We start from the raw sequence: 17194 nt of genomic DNA, 5'->3' as shown, positions 1-17194 counted from the left end.
GGTGTTGCGGCCCGCGTCCCCGTCAGGTCACATCGACGAAACACCGACGCGCACACGCAGGCCGCCGCCCTGGCGGGCCTCGACCCGCAGGTGCCACCCGTGCGCCTGTGCGACGGACGCGACGATCGACAGCCCGAGACCACTGTGGCGTCGTCCGGGCACCGCGTCCGCGCACCGCCGGAAGGGCTCCACGAGCAGCGGTGCCACGTCCCCGGGCACGAGCGGACCCGAGTTCTCGACGGCGATCCCGGCCTGCGTGGTGGTGACGTGGACGAACCCGCCGGGCACGTTGTACTCGACGGCGTTGCCGACCAGGTTCACCAGGAGCTGCCGCACCAGGGTCGGCTCCCCGACGAGCGGACCGGCACCGCCTGGAGGCTCGGTGTGGCTCCGGAGCGTGACGGTCACCCCCGCCTCGTCGGCGGGCCCGGCGACCCCGGCGACGACGTCCGCGGCGAGCGAGCCGAGGTCGACGGGCGCCAGGTCGCCGGCGAGTCCCCGGTCGGCCTCGGCGAGCACCAGGAGCGACTCGACGAGGTGCTCGGTGCGACGGTTCTGCTCGAGGAGACCTGCCCGGACGGTGGCCAGCTCCTCGGCGTCGACCCCGTCGGCGAGCCCGATCTGGATCGCCGCGCGCTGCACGGTCAGGGGTGTCCGGAGCTCGTGCGACGCCTGCGCCACGAACCGGCGCTGGCTCTCGAACGCGGTCTCGAGTCGGTCGAGCAGGTCGTCGACGGTCCGCGAGAGCCGCCGGAGCTCGTCGTCGGGGCCGTCGAGGGCGATCCGCTCGTGCAGGTTCGCGGCGGAGATCCTGGTCGCGGTGTCGGTGATGCGGTCGATCGGCCGGAGCATCCGCCGACTCAGGAGCCAGCCGATCCCGCCGGCCACCACGCCGGCCCCGGCGACGCCGACCGCCGCCCACTGCCACTGCTGCACGGCGACGACCCGGACGAACGCCAGCTCCGCACCACGTTCCTGCGCTGCTGCCGTGGGGTCCCGCAGCGTCGCGACCGTCCCCGCGCTCCCGAGGGCCGCCTGCGACATCAGGTTCGTGAACACGACGACGGCCACGGCGAGCGCCATCGACGCCAGCGCGAACACCAGGGCGGTCCTGGCCCGGATGCTCCACGTGCGCGTCACAGCGCGTAGCCCTGACCCGGCACCGTCCGCACCGGGTCGGGGTCCCCCAGCTTCCGGCGGAGCTTCGACATCGTCACCCGCACGGCCGAGGTGAACGGGTCGATGTTCATGTCCCAGACCTTCTCGAGCAGCTCCTCGGCCGAGACGACCCGTCCGTCGGCTCGCAGCAGGGTCTCGAGGACGCCGAACTCCTTCGCGGTCAGGTCGAGCGGCCGTCCGTGCCGGGTGACCATCCGGCGGTTCGTGTCGAGGGCCAGACCGCCGCGCTCCAGGACGGGCGCGACCGGGGCGACGCTCCGCCGTCCGAGTGCTCGGACCCGGGCGACGAGCTCGGGGTACTCGAACGGCTTCGTCAGGTAGTCGTCCGCGCCGAGTTCGAGTCCGTGGACGCGGTCGGACAGGGTCGTCGCCGCCGTCAGCATGAGGACCCGGGTGACGCTCCCCCTGCCGGCGACACGTCGGGCCACCTCGTCGCCGTGCACGCCGGGCAGGTCCCGGTCCAGCACCACGACGTCGTAGTCGTTCACCGCCAACAGCTCGTCGGCGACGTCACCCCGGTAGGCGACGTCGACGGCCATGCCCTGCCGGGTCAGCCCCGTCGCGATGAGGTCAGCGAGGGCGGTTTCGTCGTCGGCCACGAGGATGCGCATGCGCACATTGCACGTGACATACCTCTGAACCGGCTGACATCAGCCGTCACCGAGCAACGTCAGCGCGACGCGTCGAACGGGACCTCGCCGTGCTGGCTGACACCCGCGCGCTGCCGGTAGGCCAGGTGTCCGCCGAGGTACCCGCCGACGCTGACGACCGTGAGCGCGGCAAACCCGGTGACCTTGCCGGCCCAGTGGTTGCCCGCCTTCCGCTGCAGCCAGGACAGCCCGTACAGCGAGATGCCGACCCAGTTGACGGCCTGGTGCACCCAGCCGGTGCGGAGCTGCTCCCGGTCGAGCTCGGACCAGTCGACGTACCCGGCGATGCTCGCACTGCCCGCGGAGGTGATCCCGACACCGATCAGGGTCTTCGCGGCCTTCGCGTTGCCCGTGCCGCCGAGCAGGTCGAGCACCGCGGCGGAGATCCAGGCACCCAGCGGCACCTGCACCATGAGCGGGTGGATCGGGTGCCCGAACGGCACCCCGTGCAGCAGCTGGCGGAGCGCGCGCGGCTTGGCGGTCAACTGCACGAGCTTGCGGTCGAAGTCGACGGCGGTGTCGAGGATGCTCGCGCCCTCGATGGCGTCGGTGAGGCGACGGAACGCACGGATCTCAGGCATGGGGCCGACGGTAGGCCAGGAGGCCCGGTGCCGGTCCCAGGGACCGGCACCGGGCCTCCCGTCCGGAGCGCTACTCCTCGACGATCTCCGCGAGCTCGAACGGCTCCACCAGTAGTGCGTCGCCACCGGCGGCGACGTCCACGCGGACGGTGTCGCCGTCCCGGACGTCCCCGGCCAGGATCGCCCGCGCCAGCTGGTCGTCGATCTGGCGCTGCATGAGCCGACGGAGCGGCCGCGCCCCGTAGACCGGGTCGTACCCGCGCTCGGCGAGCCAGCCGCGGGCCTGCGGCGTGACCGCGAGCTCCAGGCGACGGTCGGAGAGTCGGCGTGCCAGCCGGTCGACGTACAGCGACACGATCTGCCCGAGGTCCTCTTCCGTGAGCGCCTGGAACACGACCATGTCGTCGAGTCGGTTGATGAACTCGGGCCGGAAGGCCTGCTGGACCAGCTCCCGCACCGCGGTCTCGCGCTGCTCGGGCGTCAGGGCCATGTCGGTCAGGAACTGCGAACCGAGGTTCGACGTCAGCACCATGATCGTGTTCCGGAAGTCGACCGTGCGACCCTGCCCGTCGGTGAGTCGCCCGTCGTCGAGCACCTGGAGCAGCACGTCGAAGACCTCGGGGTGCGCCTTCTCGACCTCGTCGAGCAGGATCACGGAGTACGGGCGACGCCGGACGGCCTCGGTGAGCTGCCCACCGGCCTCGTACCCGACGTACCCGGGCGGGGCGCCGATGAGCCGCGCGACCGAGTGCTTCTCGCCGTACTCGCTCATGTCGATGCGGACGAGGGCCTTCTCGTCGTCGAACAGGAACTCGGCGAGCGCCTTCGCGAGCTCGGTCTTGCCGACGCCCGTCGGCCCGAGGAACAGGAACGACCCCGTCGGACGGTCCGGGTCGGAGATGCCCGCGCGCGTGCGCCGGACGGCCTCGGACACGGTGCTGACGGCGGTGCGCTGCCCGATGATCCGGCGCCCGAGCTCGCTCTCCAGGTGCAGGAGCTTCTCGGTCTCGCCCTGCAGCAGACGCCCGAGCGGGATGCCCGTCCACTGCGCGATCACGGCGGCGATGTCCTCGTCGGTGACGCTGTCGTTCACCATCCGGTCGGCGGACTCGGCCTGCTCTGCGGCGGCCAGCTCGGCCTCGATGCGCGGGAGCTCCGCGTACCGGATGCGCGACACGGTCTCGAAGTCGTTCTCGCGGTTCGCCTTGGCCTCGGCCATGTTCAGCTCGTCGATGCGCTGCTTCAGCTCACCGATGCGGTTCAGGGACGCCCGCTCGGCCTGCCAGCGGGTCTCGAGCTCGCGGAGGCGTTCCTCGCGCGACTGCAGCTCGGTGCGCAGGGTCGAAAGACGGGCCTTCGAGGCGTCGTCCCGCTCCTGCTTCAGCGCGAACTCCTCCACGCGCAGCCGGTCGACGCTCCGCTTGAGCTCGTCGATCTCGACCGGGCTGGAGTCGATCTCCATGCGCAGGCGCGACGCAGCCTCGTCGATGAGGTCGATCGCCTTGTCGGGCAGCTGCCGGCCGGAGATGTACCGGTTCGACAGGCTCGCCGCGGCCACGAGGGCGGAGTCGTTGATCGTCACCTTGTGGTGGGCCTCGTAGCGCTCCTTGAGCCCGCGGAGGATCGCCACGGAGTCCTCGACGCTCGGCTCCCCCACGTAGACCTGCTGGAAGCGACGCTCGAGGGCGGCGTCCTTCTCGATGTACTGCCGGTACTCGTCGAGCGTCGTCGCGCCGATCATCCGCAGCTCGCCGCGCGCCAGCATCGGCTTGAGCATGTTCGACGCCGCGACCGAGCCCTCGCCGCCGCCCGCGCCCATGAGCGTGTGCAGCTCGTCGATGAACGTGATGACCTGCCCGTCGGAGTCGTTGATCTCCTTGAGCACGGCCTTGAGGCGTTCCTCGAACTCGCCGCGGTACTTCGCGCCGGCGATGAGCGAGGAGATGTCGAGGGAGACGAGTCGCTTGTCCTTGAGGGAGTCGGCGACGTCCCCGGCGACGATGCGCTGCGCGAGCCCCTCGACGACGGCGGTCTTGCCGACGCCGGGCTCGCCGATGAGCACCGGGTTGTTCTTGGTGCGGCGCGTCAGCACCTGCGAGACACGACGGATCTCGGCGTCGCGGCCGATCACGGGGTCGAGCTTGCCGCTCTTCGCGATCGCCGTGAGGTCGACGCCGTACTGCTCGAGGGCGGTCTTCTGCTGCTCCGCAGAGTCAGGAGCGCCCTGGAGGTTCGCCATGCGTTGTCGTCCTTTCGTTGCGGTGGTCGTGTGGTCACGAAGTCCTCGGACTCACTTGAGTCCTACTGGCTCAAGTTTACAACGCTGGCAGTCATTCCGCCTCGCGTGATCGTACGTTCACGATGCCGACCGCACTCACCAGTGCCCCCGCCAGCAGCAGGACGGCCATCACGACCATCGCGCGGTGGACTCCGCCGACGCTCACCTCGCCGCCGAGCACCACACCCGCCAGCGCCACCATCACGAGACCGGCGATGCGCGCGACGGCGTTGTTCACGGCGGAGCCGACGCCGGCCTCGGACTGCGGCACGGACCCGAGCACCGCGCTCGTCAGCGGGGTGACCATGAGCGTGATCCCGAGCCCGACGAGCACCAGCCCCGGCAGCACCGCGAACCAGTACCCCGACGGGTCGTCACCCACCGTCACCATGAGCAGTGCACCGGCGGCCGCGACCGCCGGCCCCGCCGCCATGAACCACCGCGGGCCGAACCGCCCCGCCAGGCCGCCGACCGTCGTCGAGAGCAGCAGGAGCACCACCGTCGGAGGCAGCGTCGCGAGGCCGGCCAGCCACGCGGGGAACGCCCACACCTCCTGCAGGAACAGGGTGATCACGAAGAAGACCATGCCGAGGGCACCGTAGATCGACAGCGTGGCGATGTTCCCCACCGCGAAGTTCCTGGCGCGGAACAGCTCCAGCGGCACCAGCGGGGCGCCCGAGGTCCGCGTCACCCGGAGCTCCCACGGCACGAACGCCAGCAGCGCCGCCCCGCCGACGACCAGCGCCGCGACGACCACCGGCGAGCCCCAGCCCAGGCGCTCCTGCTCGATCAGCCCGAGCACCACACCGCCGACCCCGACGACGGCGAGCACCGCACCGACGACGTCCACGCGCGGACGGTGCCCGGCGACCACGTCCCCGGAGATCCGGCGGACGAGCGGGATCGTCACCGCGATCGGCACCGCCGTGACGACGAAGATCCAGCGCCAGCCGATGCCGTCCACGATCAGCCCGCCCACGACCGGACCGAGGATCGACGCCGCGCTCGACCACGCCGTCCACGTGCCGATCGCCTTCGCCTGCGCCGCACCGCGGAACGCCGCCACGATGAGCGCGAGGGCACTGGGGGTGACCAGGGCACCACCGACGCCCTGCAGTGCCCGCGCGACGATGAGGACCTCACCGGTGGGGGCGATCGCACACACGATCGAGGCGATGCCGAACACGACGAGCCCCCATGTGATGATCCGCACCCGGCCGAACAGGTCCGACAGGGAGCCGGCGACGAGGATGAGCGACCCGAGCGTCACCAGGTACGCGTCGACGGTCCACTGCTGCACGACCAGTCCCCCGCCGAGCTCCGTCCGGATCGCCGGCAGTGCCACGTTCACGACGCTCGAGTCGAGGCCCACCACGAACGAGGACAGGATCGCGACGACGAGCACCACGCGGCGGTCGTCACGGAGTGGCGCGGTGTGCACCGGGGCGGGCGAGGAGGTCATCCCGTCATCATCCGCCCCCTGGGCCCCGACCGCGTGGTCCTGGCGGTCACAGGTCACCCGGACATGACGAAGCCCCGGTGGGGGATCACCGGGGCTTCAGCAACGCGCGTGCACAGCGCCGGGCATGACGAAGCCCCGGTGTGGGATCACCGGGGCTTCAGCAACGCGCGTGCACAGCGCCGGGCATGACGAAGCCCCGGTGTGGGATCACCGGGGCTTCAGCAACGCGCGTGCACAGCGCCGGGCATGACGAAGCCCGGGTGTGGGATCACCGGGGCTTCAGCAACGGGGCAGGGCCGGATCAGATCCGGTGGTCTGTGGTGGCGTTCGGCTGAGCCGAGGGGCCGGGGTTCACGACGGGGGCCTGGGAGACCACCGGCGTCTGCGGGACAGTGGGGTCGACGGTCGTGTTCTGGACCGTGCCGTCGGCGTTCTTGCTCTTCTTGTCGTCGATGTCCATCTCCTTCTTGAAGATGTTGATCGACTGGCCGAGGCCCTTGGCGAGGGCCGGGAGCTTCGTCGCACCGAACAGCAGCACCACGATGCCGAGGATGATCAGCAGGTGCATACCGGTGAGGTTTCCGAGCATCATGACTCCTTGATTCTGGAACTGTTCGCCGTCAGCGGGTCATCGTCGATCCACCCGGCGGAAGCCCGTGTTCGTCCAATGGTAACTCGGTCGGCGCTGGATGCCCAGAACAGGGGGTCGAACGGTCACCTCCCGCTCAGGAACCGCGGTCAGTAGGCACCGCGGGACCGGAGCACCGACGGGATGGTCCGCGCGAGGATCACCAGGTCGTGCACGAAGGACCAGTTCTCGACGTAGTGCAGGTCGAGCCGGACGCCGTCGGCCCAGTCGAGGTCGGACCGGCCACTCACCTGCCAGAGCCCGGTGATGCCGGGGGTGACCAGGAGTCGGCGGTCGGCGAAGTCCTCGTACAGGGCGACCTCGCGCGGCAGCGCGGGACGGGGTCCGACCAGGCTCATCGTGCCGACGAGGACGTTCCACAGCTGCGGGAGCTCGTCGAGCGAGGTCCGTCGCAGGAACGCCCCGACGCGCGTGACCCGCGGGTCGTCCTTCATCTTGAACAGTGGTCCGGCGCCCTCGTTCTCCCGGTGCAGGGCAGCCATGCGGGCTTCGGCGTCCGTGCACATGGTGCGGAACTTCAGGATGGAGAACTCGGTGGCGCCCCGCCCGACCCGGGTCTGTCGGAAGAAGACCGGGCCGCCGTCGTCGAGTCGGATCACGAGCGCGAGCACCGCGAAGACGGGCGACAGGAGCAGCAGCCCGACACCGGCACCGACCACGTCGAGCATCCGCTTGCCGAACCGGCGCGTGTAGACGGGCGTCTCGACGTGCATCAGCGGCAGCCCGTCGACCGGTCGCTCGTGGACGCGGCCGGCGGCGACGTCCGCGATCGGGGACGAGACCACGAGCTCGACGCCGAGCTCCTCGAGCTGCCATCCGAGCCGCCGGAGTCGCTCGTGCCCGCCGGCGATCGCCCCGGCGACGACGACCGCGGCGACGCCCGAGGTCCTCGCCAGGTCGAGCACGTCCGCGACCCGACCGACGACCGGCACCGTCGCCGTCGCCGTCGCCGTCGCCGTCGCGGTCGCGGTCGCGGAGCCGAGCGGCACCTCGGACCCCGAGGGCTCACAGTCGGTGACGACGGCACGGACCCGGTACCCGGCACCCGGACTGCACGCGATCCGACGACCGACGTAGCGGACGTCCTCGAGGTCACCGACGAGCAGGACGTCCATCAACCGGTCGCCGGCGGCACGACGGGCTGCCAGCCGCGTCCGGACGACCTTGCGCCCGACGACGAGCAGCAGGAGCCCGACCGGGAAGGCGATCGCGACGTATCCCCGCGCGATGTCGATGCTCGCCGCGTAGGCCGTGACGGCGACGAGGGCACCGGTGACCAGACTCGCGGTCACCAGGCGGCGGTACTCGTCGCCGCCCACCCCGGCGATGCGCGGGTCACGCGTCCGGAAGGCGGAGAGCAGGACCATCCACACCATGACGACCGCCGGGGCCACCAGGATCTCCAGACGTCCGGCGTCCACCGCACCACCGGACAGCTCCCACGGGAACCGGGCGAAGTGCGCGACCGTGAACGCGACCAGGAGGAGGACGAGGTCGACGACGGCGATCCCGGCACCGCCGACTCGACGCCGGGCCGATCGCGGAGCAGGAGGGGGCGACTCGGGGCGTGCTGCGGGAACCGTGCGGATCGCGAGTGACATCAGGGGCCTCCTACGAGCGGGAAGGAGGTCGTCCGTCCCGTGCGCCGAGACCACGGGTACCGGTCACCAGCGGCGCGACGCCCAGGATATCACTGTGGTATGTCGGATATCGACAGTTCGCGGTCGATGGTCCACATCGCCGGTCCCTCGGTCAGACGTGGCACGTCGGCCTCGGTGACGCCGCGCAGACGGTACGACACCCGCTCCCCGGGCAGCAGCGTCATGAACCCGCGGTCGACCGTGCCCTCGGGCTGCACGCGGTCGGGCTGCAGGAGCAGGTCCCGCACGAGCGACTCCGCCTCGATGACGAGCTCGAGCCCGTCGCCGTCCTCCGCCTCGGAGAACGCGGCGCGGTAGTGCGCGGGCTGCCACCGCATGTCCTTGTCCGCCGACGGGGTCCAGACCGCACGACGCCAGTCCATGTCCGCGACGACGAGCTCGCCGGTGCGGTCCTGCACGATGCCGACCGACTCGGGCAGGGTGACGACCCCTACCCCCGCGCCGTCGAGCCGCACGGGCAGGTGCACCTCGGCCAGGGTCTGCCCGGCCATGTCGATCCGCCGCACGCGCACCACGCTGTCGAGGCCCCGCCGGGTCGAGCGCACGACGACCTCGATCGGTGCCACCGGACGGTCGATGACCGCGGTGTCCCCACGTGCCGTGGACCCGGCCGTGTCGGGGACCGGCAGCGACGCGGTCGACTGGTCCGAGCCTCCAGGCCGACCGGCGGTGTCCGCCGGCGCGCCACCGGGCGCGGTCCGCACCGTGGACACCGGACGGATGGCGAGCAGGACGTCGTCGTACAGACGACGCAGCTCGTGCGCGAGGGGCTTGAGCCGCCCCGCCGAGTCGATCGCCGACCACGACGACACCGACCACAGGTCGTTGAGCTGCCAGACGATGACGCCCGTGTTGCGCGGCCAGTGCGACCGCCAGTGCTCCACGCCCGTCGCGATCGCGCGGGCCTGCTGGAGCTGCGTCAGCCAGTGCCAGCGGTCCAGGTCGCCGTCGGGGACGGTGCCGAAACGCGGTTCCAGACCGCGTGCGAGCTTGCCCATGCCGTCGGCGGCCTTCTGGTGGTGCACGACCCCTGGTGACGTCGGCGTCATCGGGTCGTCCGACACGGCGTCGCGGAGCGTGCGCCAGGCGGGCGGCGCCTGCCAGCCGAACTCCGAGACGAAGCGCGGCACCGAGTCGCGGTAGTGGTCGTCGGACAGCCGGTTCCAGACGTCCCACGAGTGGTGGGTCTCGTGGTCGACGTCGTTCGCCGGCAGCGACTCGGAGCCGGACCACGGCGACGCCACCGTGTAGAAGCGCGACGGGTCGACGGCGTCCACGATCGTCGGGAGCAGGTCGAGGTAGTAGTCGAGGCCCCAGCCGCGGTCACCGAGCTCGTCGCCCCAGCCGTCGGCGTCGTGCAGCCAGATGTTCTCGTTGTTGCCGTTCCAGACCACGAGCGACGGGTGGCGGGACAGCCGGGCGACGTTGTCGCGGGCCTCGGCGACGACCTCGCTGCGGAGCGGTTCGTCCTCGGGGTAGGCGGAGCAGGCGAACGGGAAGTCCTGCCACACGAGCAGGCCGAGCTCGTCGCAGGCCTCGTAGAAGTCGTGCGACTCGTAGACGCCCCCGCCCCACACCCGCACCAGGTTCGCGTTGAGGTCGGCGGCCGCCGCCAGACGGCCCTGGTACCGCTGCCGGTCCACGCGCGACACGATCACGTCGTCGGGGATCCAGTTCACGCCGCGGACGTCGATGAGCGTGCCGTTGACGTGGATGTTGAACGGACGGCCGATCTGGTCCGGCGTGGTGTCGATGCGCGTCGACCGGAAGCCGGTGCGGAAGGTCTGTCGGTCGAGGACCTCGCCCTCCACGGTCTGCAGTTCGACGAACACGTCGTACAGCGGCTGTGCGCCGTAGCCCCGCGGCCACCACAGACGCGCCTCGGGGATCCGGACCGTGACGACGGTCTCGTTCTCCTTCGGGGTCACCTGCGCGCGCGACCGCTGCCGGGTCTTCGTGCCCTCGACGGTCTCGCCGGACACGGTCACGACGAGCACCAGGTCGTCGTCCTCGCCGTCCTGGTCGAGGTCGTTCATGCCGGAGCGCTCGAACGCGATGTGGGCGTCGAGCACGCCCTCGCCCGCCTCGACGTCGACGAGTGGACGGACGTCGCGCAGGCGTGCGGTCGACCAGCGCTCGATCGCGACGTCGCGCCACGGGCCGCTCGTGACCGCGGTCAGGCCCCAGTCCCAGCCGAAGTTCGAGGCCATCTTGCGGACGTACGGGAACGGCTCGTCGTACGGGCCGGGCATGCTGCCGGCGCGGGCGGCGACCCGGCCGGCCTCGCGGTACGGCGACTCGAACAGGATCTCGAGCTCGCGCTCGGTGGCGGTGTTGCTGCCGCCCGTGGCGTCGAGCAGGTCGAAGCGGTAGCGCCGGTGCATGTTCCTGGTGGCGCCGATCTGCACGCCGTCGACGGTCAGCTCCGTCACGGTGTCCAGGCCTTCGCAGACCAGGTCCACGCGCTCGTGTCCGCGCGGGTCGACGTCGACCGTGCGCCGGTACGTCCAGTCCGCACGACCGACCCAGCGGGTGGCGGCCTCGTTCCGGTCGTGGGTCGGGTCCGGCAGCAGGCCCTCGCGCTCCAGGTCCGTGTGCACCTGACCGGGGACGGTCGCGCTGATCCCGGCGCCGCGGAGCGCGTCGCGCACCTCCGGAGGCACGCCGGCCGGGGCGCTGTCCTCGACGATCGAGACCGTCCAGGCGTCGCGGAGTTCCTCGCGGTCGAGGGTCATGCGGGGTCCTTCTCTGGACGGGCCGCTGGTGCGGTCCGCCGCGGTCTGGCCCGTCTCGGTTCCGTCCCGTGGCCGGTCAACGGCCTGGAGGCACGGCACCGGTCGTCCGGGCGTCGTCGCGTCGCGCGCGCGGAGCGTCGACGGCCCGCGCACGATGGGTGCTCCGCGATGCTAGTACGGGTTGCCATCCGGAACACGTGTACCGCCCGAGCGTGGCAGGTTGGTGTCGTGATCACCGTCGAACTCGCCAAGACCCTCCGCGACGCAGGACTCCGCTGGCACCCCGAGACCGGGGACCGGTTCGTCATCGACAAGCCCGGCGTGGACGAGGACGTCTACACCGTCTCCGAGATGACCGTCGAGCGTCACGACCACCCCTCCGGCACCATCCTCGGCTTCAACGGGACGACCGAGTGGGCCCTCGACTCCGTCACCGCCGACGAGTCGCTCTGGCTGCCCCGCGAAGACCAGCTCCGCGAGCTCCTCGGGCCGGCGTTCGTCGGCCTGACGCGGGTCGCCGCCGGGGAGCGGGTCGTGCACACCGTCACCGCGACGATCGCCGGGGTCGACCGGACGTTCGCGGCCGAGGACCCGGCGATCGCCTACGGTCAGGCGCTGGCGGCGTACATCGCGGCGGCGCTGGCGTAGGGGGACGACCCCCCGTCGGCTCTGAGTCTGGGTGTTGCTGGGGTGCGCGTCGGGTGCGGGCTGGTTGTCTGGCTTCATGACCGTTCCGAACATCACACTCAACGACGGCAAGACCATCCCGCAGCTCGGCTTCGGTGTGTTCCAGATCGATCCCTCCGAGACGAAGGCAGCCACACTGGCCGCGCTCGAGGTCGGCTACCGCCACATCGACACTGCCGAGATGTACGGCAACGAGAAAGAGGTCGGCGAGGCCATCGCGGAGTCCGGCATCGACCGCTCCGAGATCTTCGTGACCTCGAAGCTGAACAACGGCTTCCACGACCACGACCTCGCGCTGGAGAACGGCAAGAAGTCGGCCGACCTGCTCGGCGGCTACACCGACCTCTTCCTCATCCACTGGCCGCTCCCGACCGTGTCGGACTTCGTCCCCACGTGGAAGGCCTTCGAGGAGCTCTACGCCGCCGGCACCGCCCGCTCCATCGGCGTCTCGAACTTCCAGGCGCACCACCTGCGTCGCCTGATCGCCGAGACGGACGTGCCGCCGGCCGTCAACCAGATCGAGGTGCACCCGTACCTCGCGCAGGACGAGCTCCGCGCCGTCGACCGTGAGCTCGGCATCGCGACCGAGGCCTGGTCCCCGATCGCCCAGGGCCTCGTGCTCGACGACGAGACCATCGTCCGGATCGCCGGCGCCGTCCAGAAGACCCCGGCGCAGGTCGTCCTCCGCTGGCACATCCAGCGCGGCGACATCGTCTTCCCGAAGTCGGTCACCCGTGCCCGCGTCGAGGAGAACTTCGCGATCTTCGACTTCGAGCTCTCCGACGAGGACATGACGGACATCACCACGCTCGACAAGGGGCACCGCACGGGCCCCGACCCCGACACGTTCGACTACGTCCCGGCCTGATCCGGCGGGACGACGAAGGGCGGCTGCGCATCTGCGCAGCCGCCCTTCGGCATCTCCGGTCCTGTCGGTCAGGGGCGTCGCGACGCCGTGACCGTGAAGCGGTCGGTCCGCACGACCTGACGGGTCGGTCCGACGGCCTTCTCGAGCACCGGCCGGTAGCGCAGGTGCGAGTTCCAGACGCACCACAGCTCTCCCCCGGACTGGAGGATCGTGGCCGCGTTCCGGAACATCGCCTCGGCCGCGTCGGTGCTCACCGTGGTGTCCGCGTGGAACGGCGGGTTGCACAGCACCAGCTGCGCCGAGCCCTCGTCGAGCTCGTCACCGGCGTCGCTCCGCACGGTGGTGACCCGGTCGCCGACGCCGTTGAGGTCCGCCGTCATCCGCGTGCTCCGCACCGCTGCGGAGGACACGTCCGTCGCGATGACCCGGATCGCCGGACGCCGCCGGGCGATCTCCGTCGCGATGACGCCGTTGCCGCTGCCGAGGTCCACGGCGACGCGGGCGGTGGGCACCGCGGCGTCCATCGCCTCGATGAGCACGCGCGTGCCGAGGTCGAGCGACGCCCCGGCGAAGACCCCGCCGTGGGCCGCGACCGTGATGCCGAGCTCGTCCAGGTGCACCTGCTTCGGCCACGGCGACGTGATGGCGGCGCGGTTCGCAGCGGCGGTCAACGGGTCCTGCGCGACGAGCAGCCGGGACTTCGCACGCCCCCGTGACGCCACGACGTCCCCGAACGACCGCCGGAGCACGTCGTTCTGCGACAGCGTCATGAACTTGGTCCGCCCACCCGCGAGCAGCACGACGTCCGGGGCGGCGAAGCGGGCGACCGCGCGGGCGATCTCGTCCAGGCGGTCGTGCGACTTCGTCAGCCGGAGGAGCACGAGTCGGGCGTCACGGAAGGCGTCCTCGAACGAGTCGGGGTGGTGGAACCCGCGCAGGCCGAACGTCCCAGCGTTGGCCTGCAGCGCGCGCTGTCCGACGAGGGAGTCCTGCACCACCCGGACGTTCGCGGCGCCGTGCAGGGCGATGAGGCCGAGCGTCAGGAACCCGCGGACGTCGTCGACCACGACGACGGCACCCGGGGCTCGGACCGCGTCCCCGTGGACGTGCGGTGCCTCGTCGAGCATGAAGCGGTCCGTGCCGTCGAGGGCGACGAGGTCCGGCTCGTCGTCGGGGTCGCGGCGGAAGCGGTCGGCGAAGTCTGGCACCGCGTCAGCGTACCCGGGGCCACTGGAACGGTTGTTCCCATTGCTCTCGGCATACCCTCGAATCCCAAATACCACATGTGCGTATGCTACTGGTTCCCCCAACACAAGGAGCCCCCATGGCACCCTCCCCCTTCCGCACCACCGCAGTGGTCTGCGGCATCGTCACCGCATCACTCAGCGTCGGTCTGCTGACGCCCGCGGTCGCCACCGCTGCCACCACCACTCCCACAGCCGCCTCGTCGTCGGACTCCACCGCGCAGGAGGACGCTCCCGACCTCGACGCGCTGCCCGTCGACCCCTCGCTGACGGCGCCGACGTTCCACCAGGACTGGAGCACGCCGTTCGGATCCCGGATCCTCGCAGGCGACGCTGGCGGCGATGACCTCTGGCTGGTCCTCGGTGACACGGTGTACGACCGCTCGACCGGCGGTGGTGCGTTCTTCATCACGGTGCAGAACCGGCTGCAGGACGCCGGTCTCGAGGTGATCCGGGTACACACCGCCGCCGATGGCACCCAGACCCGCGGCGAGCGGATCCCGATCCCCCGCACCATCACGATCGATGGACTGCAGCAGCAGAACACGTTCACGCCCGGCACCACCCACTTCGCCGGCAGTGCAACCGCCGGCGCCACCGTCGTCGCGAAGGACACCACCTCTGGTGCCACCCTCTTCACGACCGAGGTCAGCGAGGCGCGCAACGGGACCGGCACCTGGAACGCCGATGCCCACCTCACCGCCTCCGACCACGTGATCACCCTCACGCAGACGACGACCGACGGCCGGACGAACGAGCTCCGCGACGTCCGGTTCTCGCCGGCGGCATCGGACGCGCCGCAGGCGCCGACGGTCGCGCAGAAGGGGCGCGTCCTCGACGGCTCGTTCGTCGTGGCGGGTTCCGTCGCGAAGGACATGGACTCGGTCGTCGTGCAGGACGAAGCCGGCACCACCATCGCCGACGCCGACCTCGGCGAGACCGGCTACGCCGCACGGCTCCCGCAGGACCGTGTCGACTCCACGGTCTACGTCGTCGGACGCACTGCCGACGGCACCTCGTCGGCCCGCGTGCCCGTCGCACTCGAGCAGCTGCCGGTCGACCCGGCTGCTGCCGCACCGTCCCTCCGGTCCGTGTTCGTCCACCCGGACGGGCGCATCCAGGTGGTCGGGGAGCACGACGGCGCTCCTGGGCTCTGGATCCTCGACGGCGACCGCGTCGTCGGGAATGCCACCAGCGCCGATGCCCTGTGGAGCTACACGATCGCCGCCGCCGCGACCGGCAAGCAACTCGACATGGTCAACCTGGTCTTCGACGGCCGTGACTTCAGCGGGACGTCCGAGCGCGTGCACCTCCCCCGCCTCCTGCAGGTCGACGGCATCGCCGACGACAACACCTACGAGCCCGGCGCGCGGGCCTTCTCAGGGAAGGCCGAGGCCGGTGCGACCATCACCGCCACGGACCAGGACGGCCACCAGCTGTTCCGCACAGAGGCAACCGGCTCGCGGTCCGGCGTCGGGACGTGGAAGGCGGACGCCGACCTCACCGCTCGTGACGGGTACCAGATCACGTTCACGCAGACCACTGCCGACGGACGCACCTCGGTCATGCGGGACATCGCGTTCGACGCCGGCACGACGAAGCCCTTCGCGGTCACGAGCCCCGACGCAGGCTCCGACCAGAAGGGCAAGCAGGTCACCATCACCGGCACCGGCACGCCCGGCGACACCGTCACCCTCCACGTGACCAACTTCGCCTCCGCCGACGTGACGACCACGGTCCGTGACGACGGCACCTGGACGACCAGCCGCTACCTCGGCACCGGCGCCTACACGTTCGACGTCACCCAGACGAACACCGCAGGCACCACCACCGGTCAGGTCACGGGTTTCCGCCTCAACCAGGCCCCCGTGACGAAGCCCTTCGCGGTCACGAGCCCCGGCGCAGGCTCCGACCAGAAGGGCAAGCAGGTCACCTTCACCGGCACCGGTACGCCCGGCGACACCGTCACCCTCCACGTGAGCAACTTCGCCTCCGCCGACGTGACGACCACGGTCCGTGACGACGGCACCTGGACCACCAGCCGCTACCTCGGCACCGGCGCCTACACGTTCGACGTCACCCAGACGAACACCGCAGGCACCACCACCGGTGAGGTCACGGGCTTCCGCCTCAACCAGGCCCCCGCGAGCGCCGATCAGCCGTTCGCCGTCACCGGACCGACGACCGGGTCCACCTTCACCCCGAACACCGTGCTGGAGTTCTCCGGCACCGGACCGGTGGACGCCCGCATCGACATCGACCCGGGCGCCGGGCTCGCACCGGTGGAGACCGTCGTCGGCCCGACTGGTGCATGGAAGGTCGGCAAGTACGTCGGCAACGGTGGCTACCGCTTCGCCGTGACGATGACCCCGGTCACCGGCACCCCAGAGGTCTCGGACCCGATCGTCGTGACACCCACGCGCTGACACCACGCAGAACGCCCCCGCAGCCTTCTTGGCTGCGGGGGCGTTCTGCGTTGCCGGGTGTGCGCGTTCGCGCTCCTACTTCTTGCTCGAGACCGGTGCAAGCGTCGTGCCGGAGCCGACCTCGTGGTGCGTCGGCTCGGAGCCGCTGTAGTAGATCGTGTTGTCCTTGCCCGAGGTCGTGACCTCCTTCACCGACTTCACCGTGATCGTGTTGCCGTCGCCCTCGACGATGAGCTTCTCGAGCTTCCCCGCCGTGATCGTGTTGCCGGTGCCCATCACGTCGACGAAGTCGCAGCTGTCGATCGAGAACTCGGCCTTGCTCTTGATCGGCGTCGACACCCGGTCGACGCAGGCGCCGGTGTCATCGGCGACACCGCCCGTCGCGGTCGCGACGGTGGGCGATGCGGTGGGCGTCTTGGTGGCCGTGGAGTCGCCGTTGCCCGAGCACCCCGCGAGGGCAACGGCCGCGAGGACCGAGGCGGTGATCGTGATGCCGATCCGAGTGGTGGTGCGCATTGTTCGTTCCTGTCTGCGAGCTCACGGTGTGGTCGTACCGCGAGGGGGAAGCGTGAAGGCCGGGCCCGGCTGGTGCCGGACCCGGCCGCGGTCATCGACGGACGTCGATGCCGATGAGGGTGGTGATCAGGAGGCGGGCTGGTTGAACTGCAGGCCCTTCGCCTCACCGGTGACGTCACCGGTCGAGACGTTCTTCTGCGTGATGTCGATCGTGTACGCACCGGTACCGAGGAACTTCTCGATCTTCCAGTGACCCGT

General features: G+C 70.9%; 13 protein-coding genes. 3 read left to right on the top strand and 10 right to left on the bottom strand.

Features of this window, described 5'->3' with window-relative positions; all coding sequences use genetic code 11:
- Window positions 1-27 precede the first annotated feature (27 nt).
- The 8 genes from ITJ68_RS03920 to ITJ68_RS03885 all read right to left on the bottom strand — a co-directional run bounded on the left by ITJ68_RS03920 (window position 28) and on the right by ITJ68_RS03885 (window position 11195).
- A complete protein-coding gene (locus ITJ68_RS03920) occupies window positions 28-1140 on the bottom strand; it encodes a sensor histidine kinase (RefSeq protein WP_194659990.1) in 1113 nt (370 codons plus the stop codon).
- Complete coding sequence (locus ITJ68_RS03915) at window positions 1137-1790, bottom strand: response regulator transcription factor (protein WP_194659989.1); 654 nt, start codon at window positions 1788-1790, stop codon at window positions 1137-1139. The genes ITJ68_RS03920 and ITJ68_RS03915 overlap by 4 nt, the downstream gene beginning before the upstream one ends.
- Before the next feature lie 59 nt (window positions 1791-1849).
- Window positions 1850-2410, bottom strand: coding sequence for a DUF2231 domain-containing protein (locus tag ITJ68_RS03910; protein ID WP_194659988.1), 561 nt, complete (start codon window positions 2408-2410; stop codon window positions 1850-1852).
- 70 nt (window positions 2411-2480) lie between these two features.
- Window positions 2481-4649, bottom strand: a complete 2169-nt coding sequence (locus ITJ68_RS03905) for an ATP-dependent Clp protease ATP-binding subunit (RefSeq protein WP_194659987.1) — start codon at window positions 4647-4649, stop codon at window positions 2481-2483.
- 91 nt (window positions 4650-4740) lie between these two features.
- Window positions 4741-6150: an MFS transporter gene (locus ITJ68_RS03900; protein WP_194659986.1), complete on the bottom strand. Its 1410-nt coding sequence runs from the start codon at window positions 6148-6150 to the stop codon at window positions 4741-4743.
- A 301-nt stretch (window positions 6151-6451) separates the two neighbouring features.
- Window positions 6452-6742: a twin-arginine translocase TatA/TatE family subunit gene (gene tatA / locus ITJ68_RS03895; protein WP_416354634.1), complete on the bottom strand. Its 291-nt coding sequence runs from the start codon at window positions 6740-6742 to the stop codon at window positions 6452-6454.
- 146 nt (window positions 6743-6888) lie between these two features.
- Entirely contained in the window at window positions 6889-8400 is a 1512-nt protein-coding gene (locus ITJ68_RS03890) for a sugar transferase (protein WP_194659985.1), read from the bottom strand.
- Between the two features lie 89 nt (window positions 8401-8489).
- A complete protein-coding gene (locus tag ITJ68_RS03885) occupies window positions 8490-11195 on the bottom strand; it encodes a glycoside hydrolase family 2 protein (protein ID WP_194659984.1) in 2706 nt (901 codons plus the stop codon).
- Between the two features lie 228 nt (window positions 11196-11423).
- Between ITJ68_RS03885 and ITJ68_RS03880 the strand changes: the two genes are divergently transcribed.
- Together ITJ68_RS03880 and ITJ68_RS03875 are read left to right on the top strand one after the other, a co-directional pair.
- Window positions 11424-11843 (top strand): pilus assembly protein CpaE, encoded by a 420-nt coding sequence (locus ITJ68_RS03880; protein WP_194659983.1) that lies wholly within the window; start codon window positions 11424-11426, stop codon window positions 11841-11843.
- A 76-nt stretch (window positions 11844-11919) separates the two neighbouring features.
- Window positions 11920-12750, top strand: coding sequence for an aldo/keto reductase (locus ITJ68_RS03875; RefSeq protein WP_194659982.1), 831 nt, complete (start codon window positions 11920-11922; stop codon window positions 12748-12750).
- 68 nt (window positions 12751-12818) lie between these two features.
- On the opposite strand, the gene ITJ68_RS03870 is transcribed toward ITJ68_RS03875, so the two are convergent.
- Window positions 12819-13958 carry a class I SAM-dependent methyltransferase gene (locus ITJ68_RS03870; RefSeq protein ID WP_323743206.1) on the bottom strand — a complete coding sequence of 380 codons (1140 nt, stop codon included), beginning with the start codon at window positions 13956-13958 and terminating at the stop codon, window positions 12819-12821.
- 116 nt (window positions 13959-14074) lie between these two features.
- Between ITJ68_RS03870 and ITJ68_RS03865 the strand changes: the two genes are divergently transcribed.
- On the top strand, window positions 14075-16420 hold the full coding sequence (locus tag ITJ68_RS03865; protein ID WP_194659981.1) for a hypothetical protein: 2346 nt from the start codon (window positions 14075-14077) through the stop codon (window positions 16418-16420).
- 75 nt (window positions 16421-16495) lie between these two features.
- Here the strand turns inward: ITJ68_RS03865 and ITJ68_RS03860 are convergent, their stop codons facing one another.
- Window positions 16496-16936 carry a DUF3060 domain-containing protein gene (locus tag ITJ68_RS03860; protein WP_194659980.1) on the bottom strand — a complete coding sequence of 147 codons (441 nt, stop codon included), beginning with the start codon at window positions 16934-16936 and terminating at the stop codon, window positions 16496-16498.
- Window positions 16937-17194: the final 258 nt, after the last annotated feature.

This window comes from Curtobacterium sp. VKM Ac-1395 (genome assembly GCF_015350975.1).
GTDB lineage: Bacteria > Actinomycetota > Actinomycetes > Actinomycetales > Microbacteriaceae > Curtobacterium.
This window is presented reverse-complemented; position numbering and strand designations above follow the sequence as displayed.

Coding starts and splice junctions, on each gene's coding strand:
- ITJ68_RS03865 (WP_194659981.1), top strand. CDS start 14,075: ATGGCACCCTCCCCCTTCCGCACCACCGCAGTGGTCTGCGGCATCGTC.
- ITJ68_RS03900 (WP_194659986.1), bottom strand. CDS start 6,150: ATGACCTCCTCGCCCGCCCCGGTGCACACCGCGCCACTCCGTGACGAC.
- ITJ68_RS03915 (WP_194659989.1), bottom strand. CDS start 1,790: ATGCGCATCCTCGTGGCCGACGACGAAACCGCCCTCGCTGACCTCATC.
- ITJ68_RS03875 (WP_194659982.1), top strand. CDS start 11,920: ATGACCGTTCCGAACATCACACTCAACGACGGCAAGACCATCCCGCAG.
- ITJ68_RS03910 (WP_194659988.1), bottom strand. CDS start 2,410: ATGCCTGAGATCCGTGCGTTCCGTCGCCTCACCGACGCCATCGAGGGC.
- ITJ68_RS03860 (WP_194659980.1), bottom strand. CDS start 16,936: ATGCGCACCACCACTCGGATCGGCATCACGATCACCGCCTCGGTCCTC.
- ITJ68_RS03905 (WP_194659987.1), bottom strand. CDS start 4,649: ATGGCGAACCTCCAGGGCGCTCCTGACTCTGCGGAGCAGCAGAAGACC.
- ITJ68_RS03890 (WP_194659985.1), bottom strand. CDS start 8,400: ATGTCACTCGCGATCCGCACGGTTCCCGCAGCACGCCCCGAGTCGCCC.
- ITJ68_RS03885 (WP_194659984.1), bottom strand. CDS start 11,195: ATGACCCTCGACCGCGAGGAACTCCGCGACGCCTGGACGGTCTCGATC.
- tatA (WP_416354634.1), bottom strand. CDS start 6,742: ATGATGCTCGGAAACCTCACCGGTATGCACCTGCTGATCATCCTCGGC.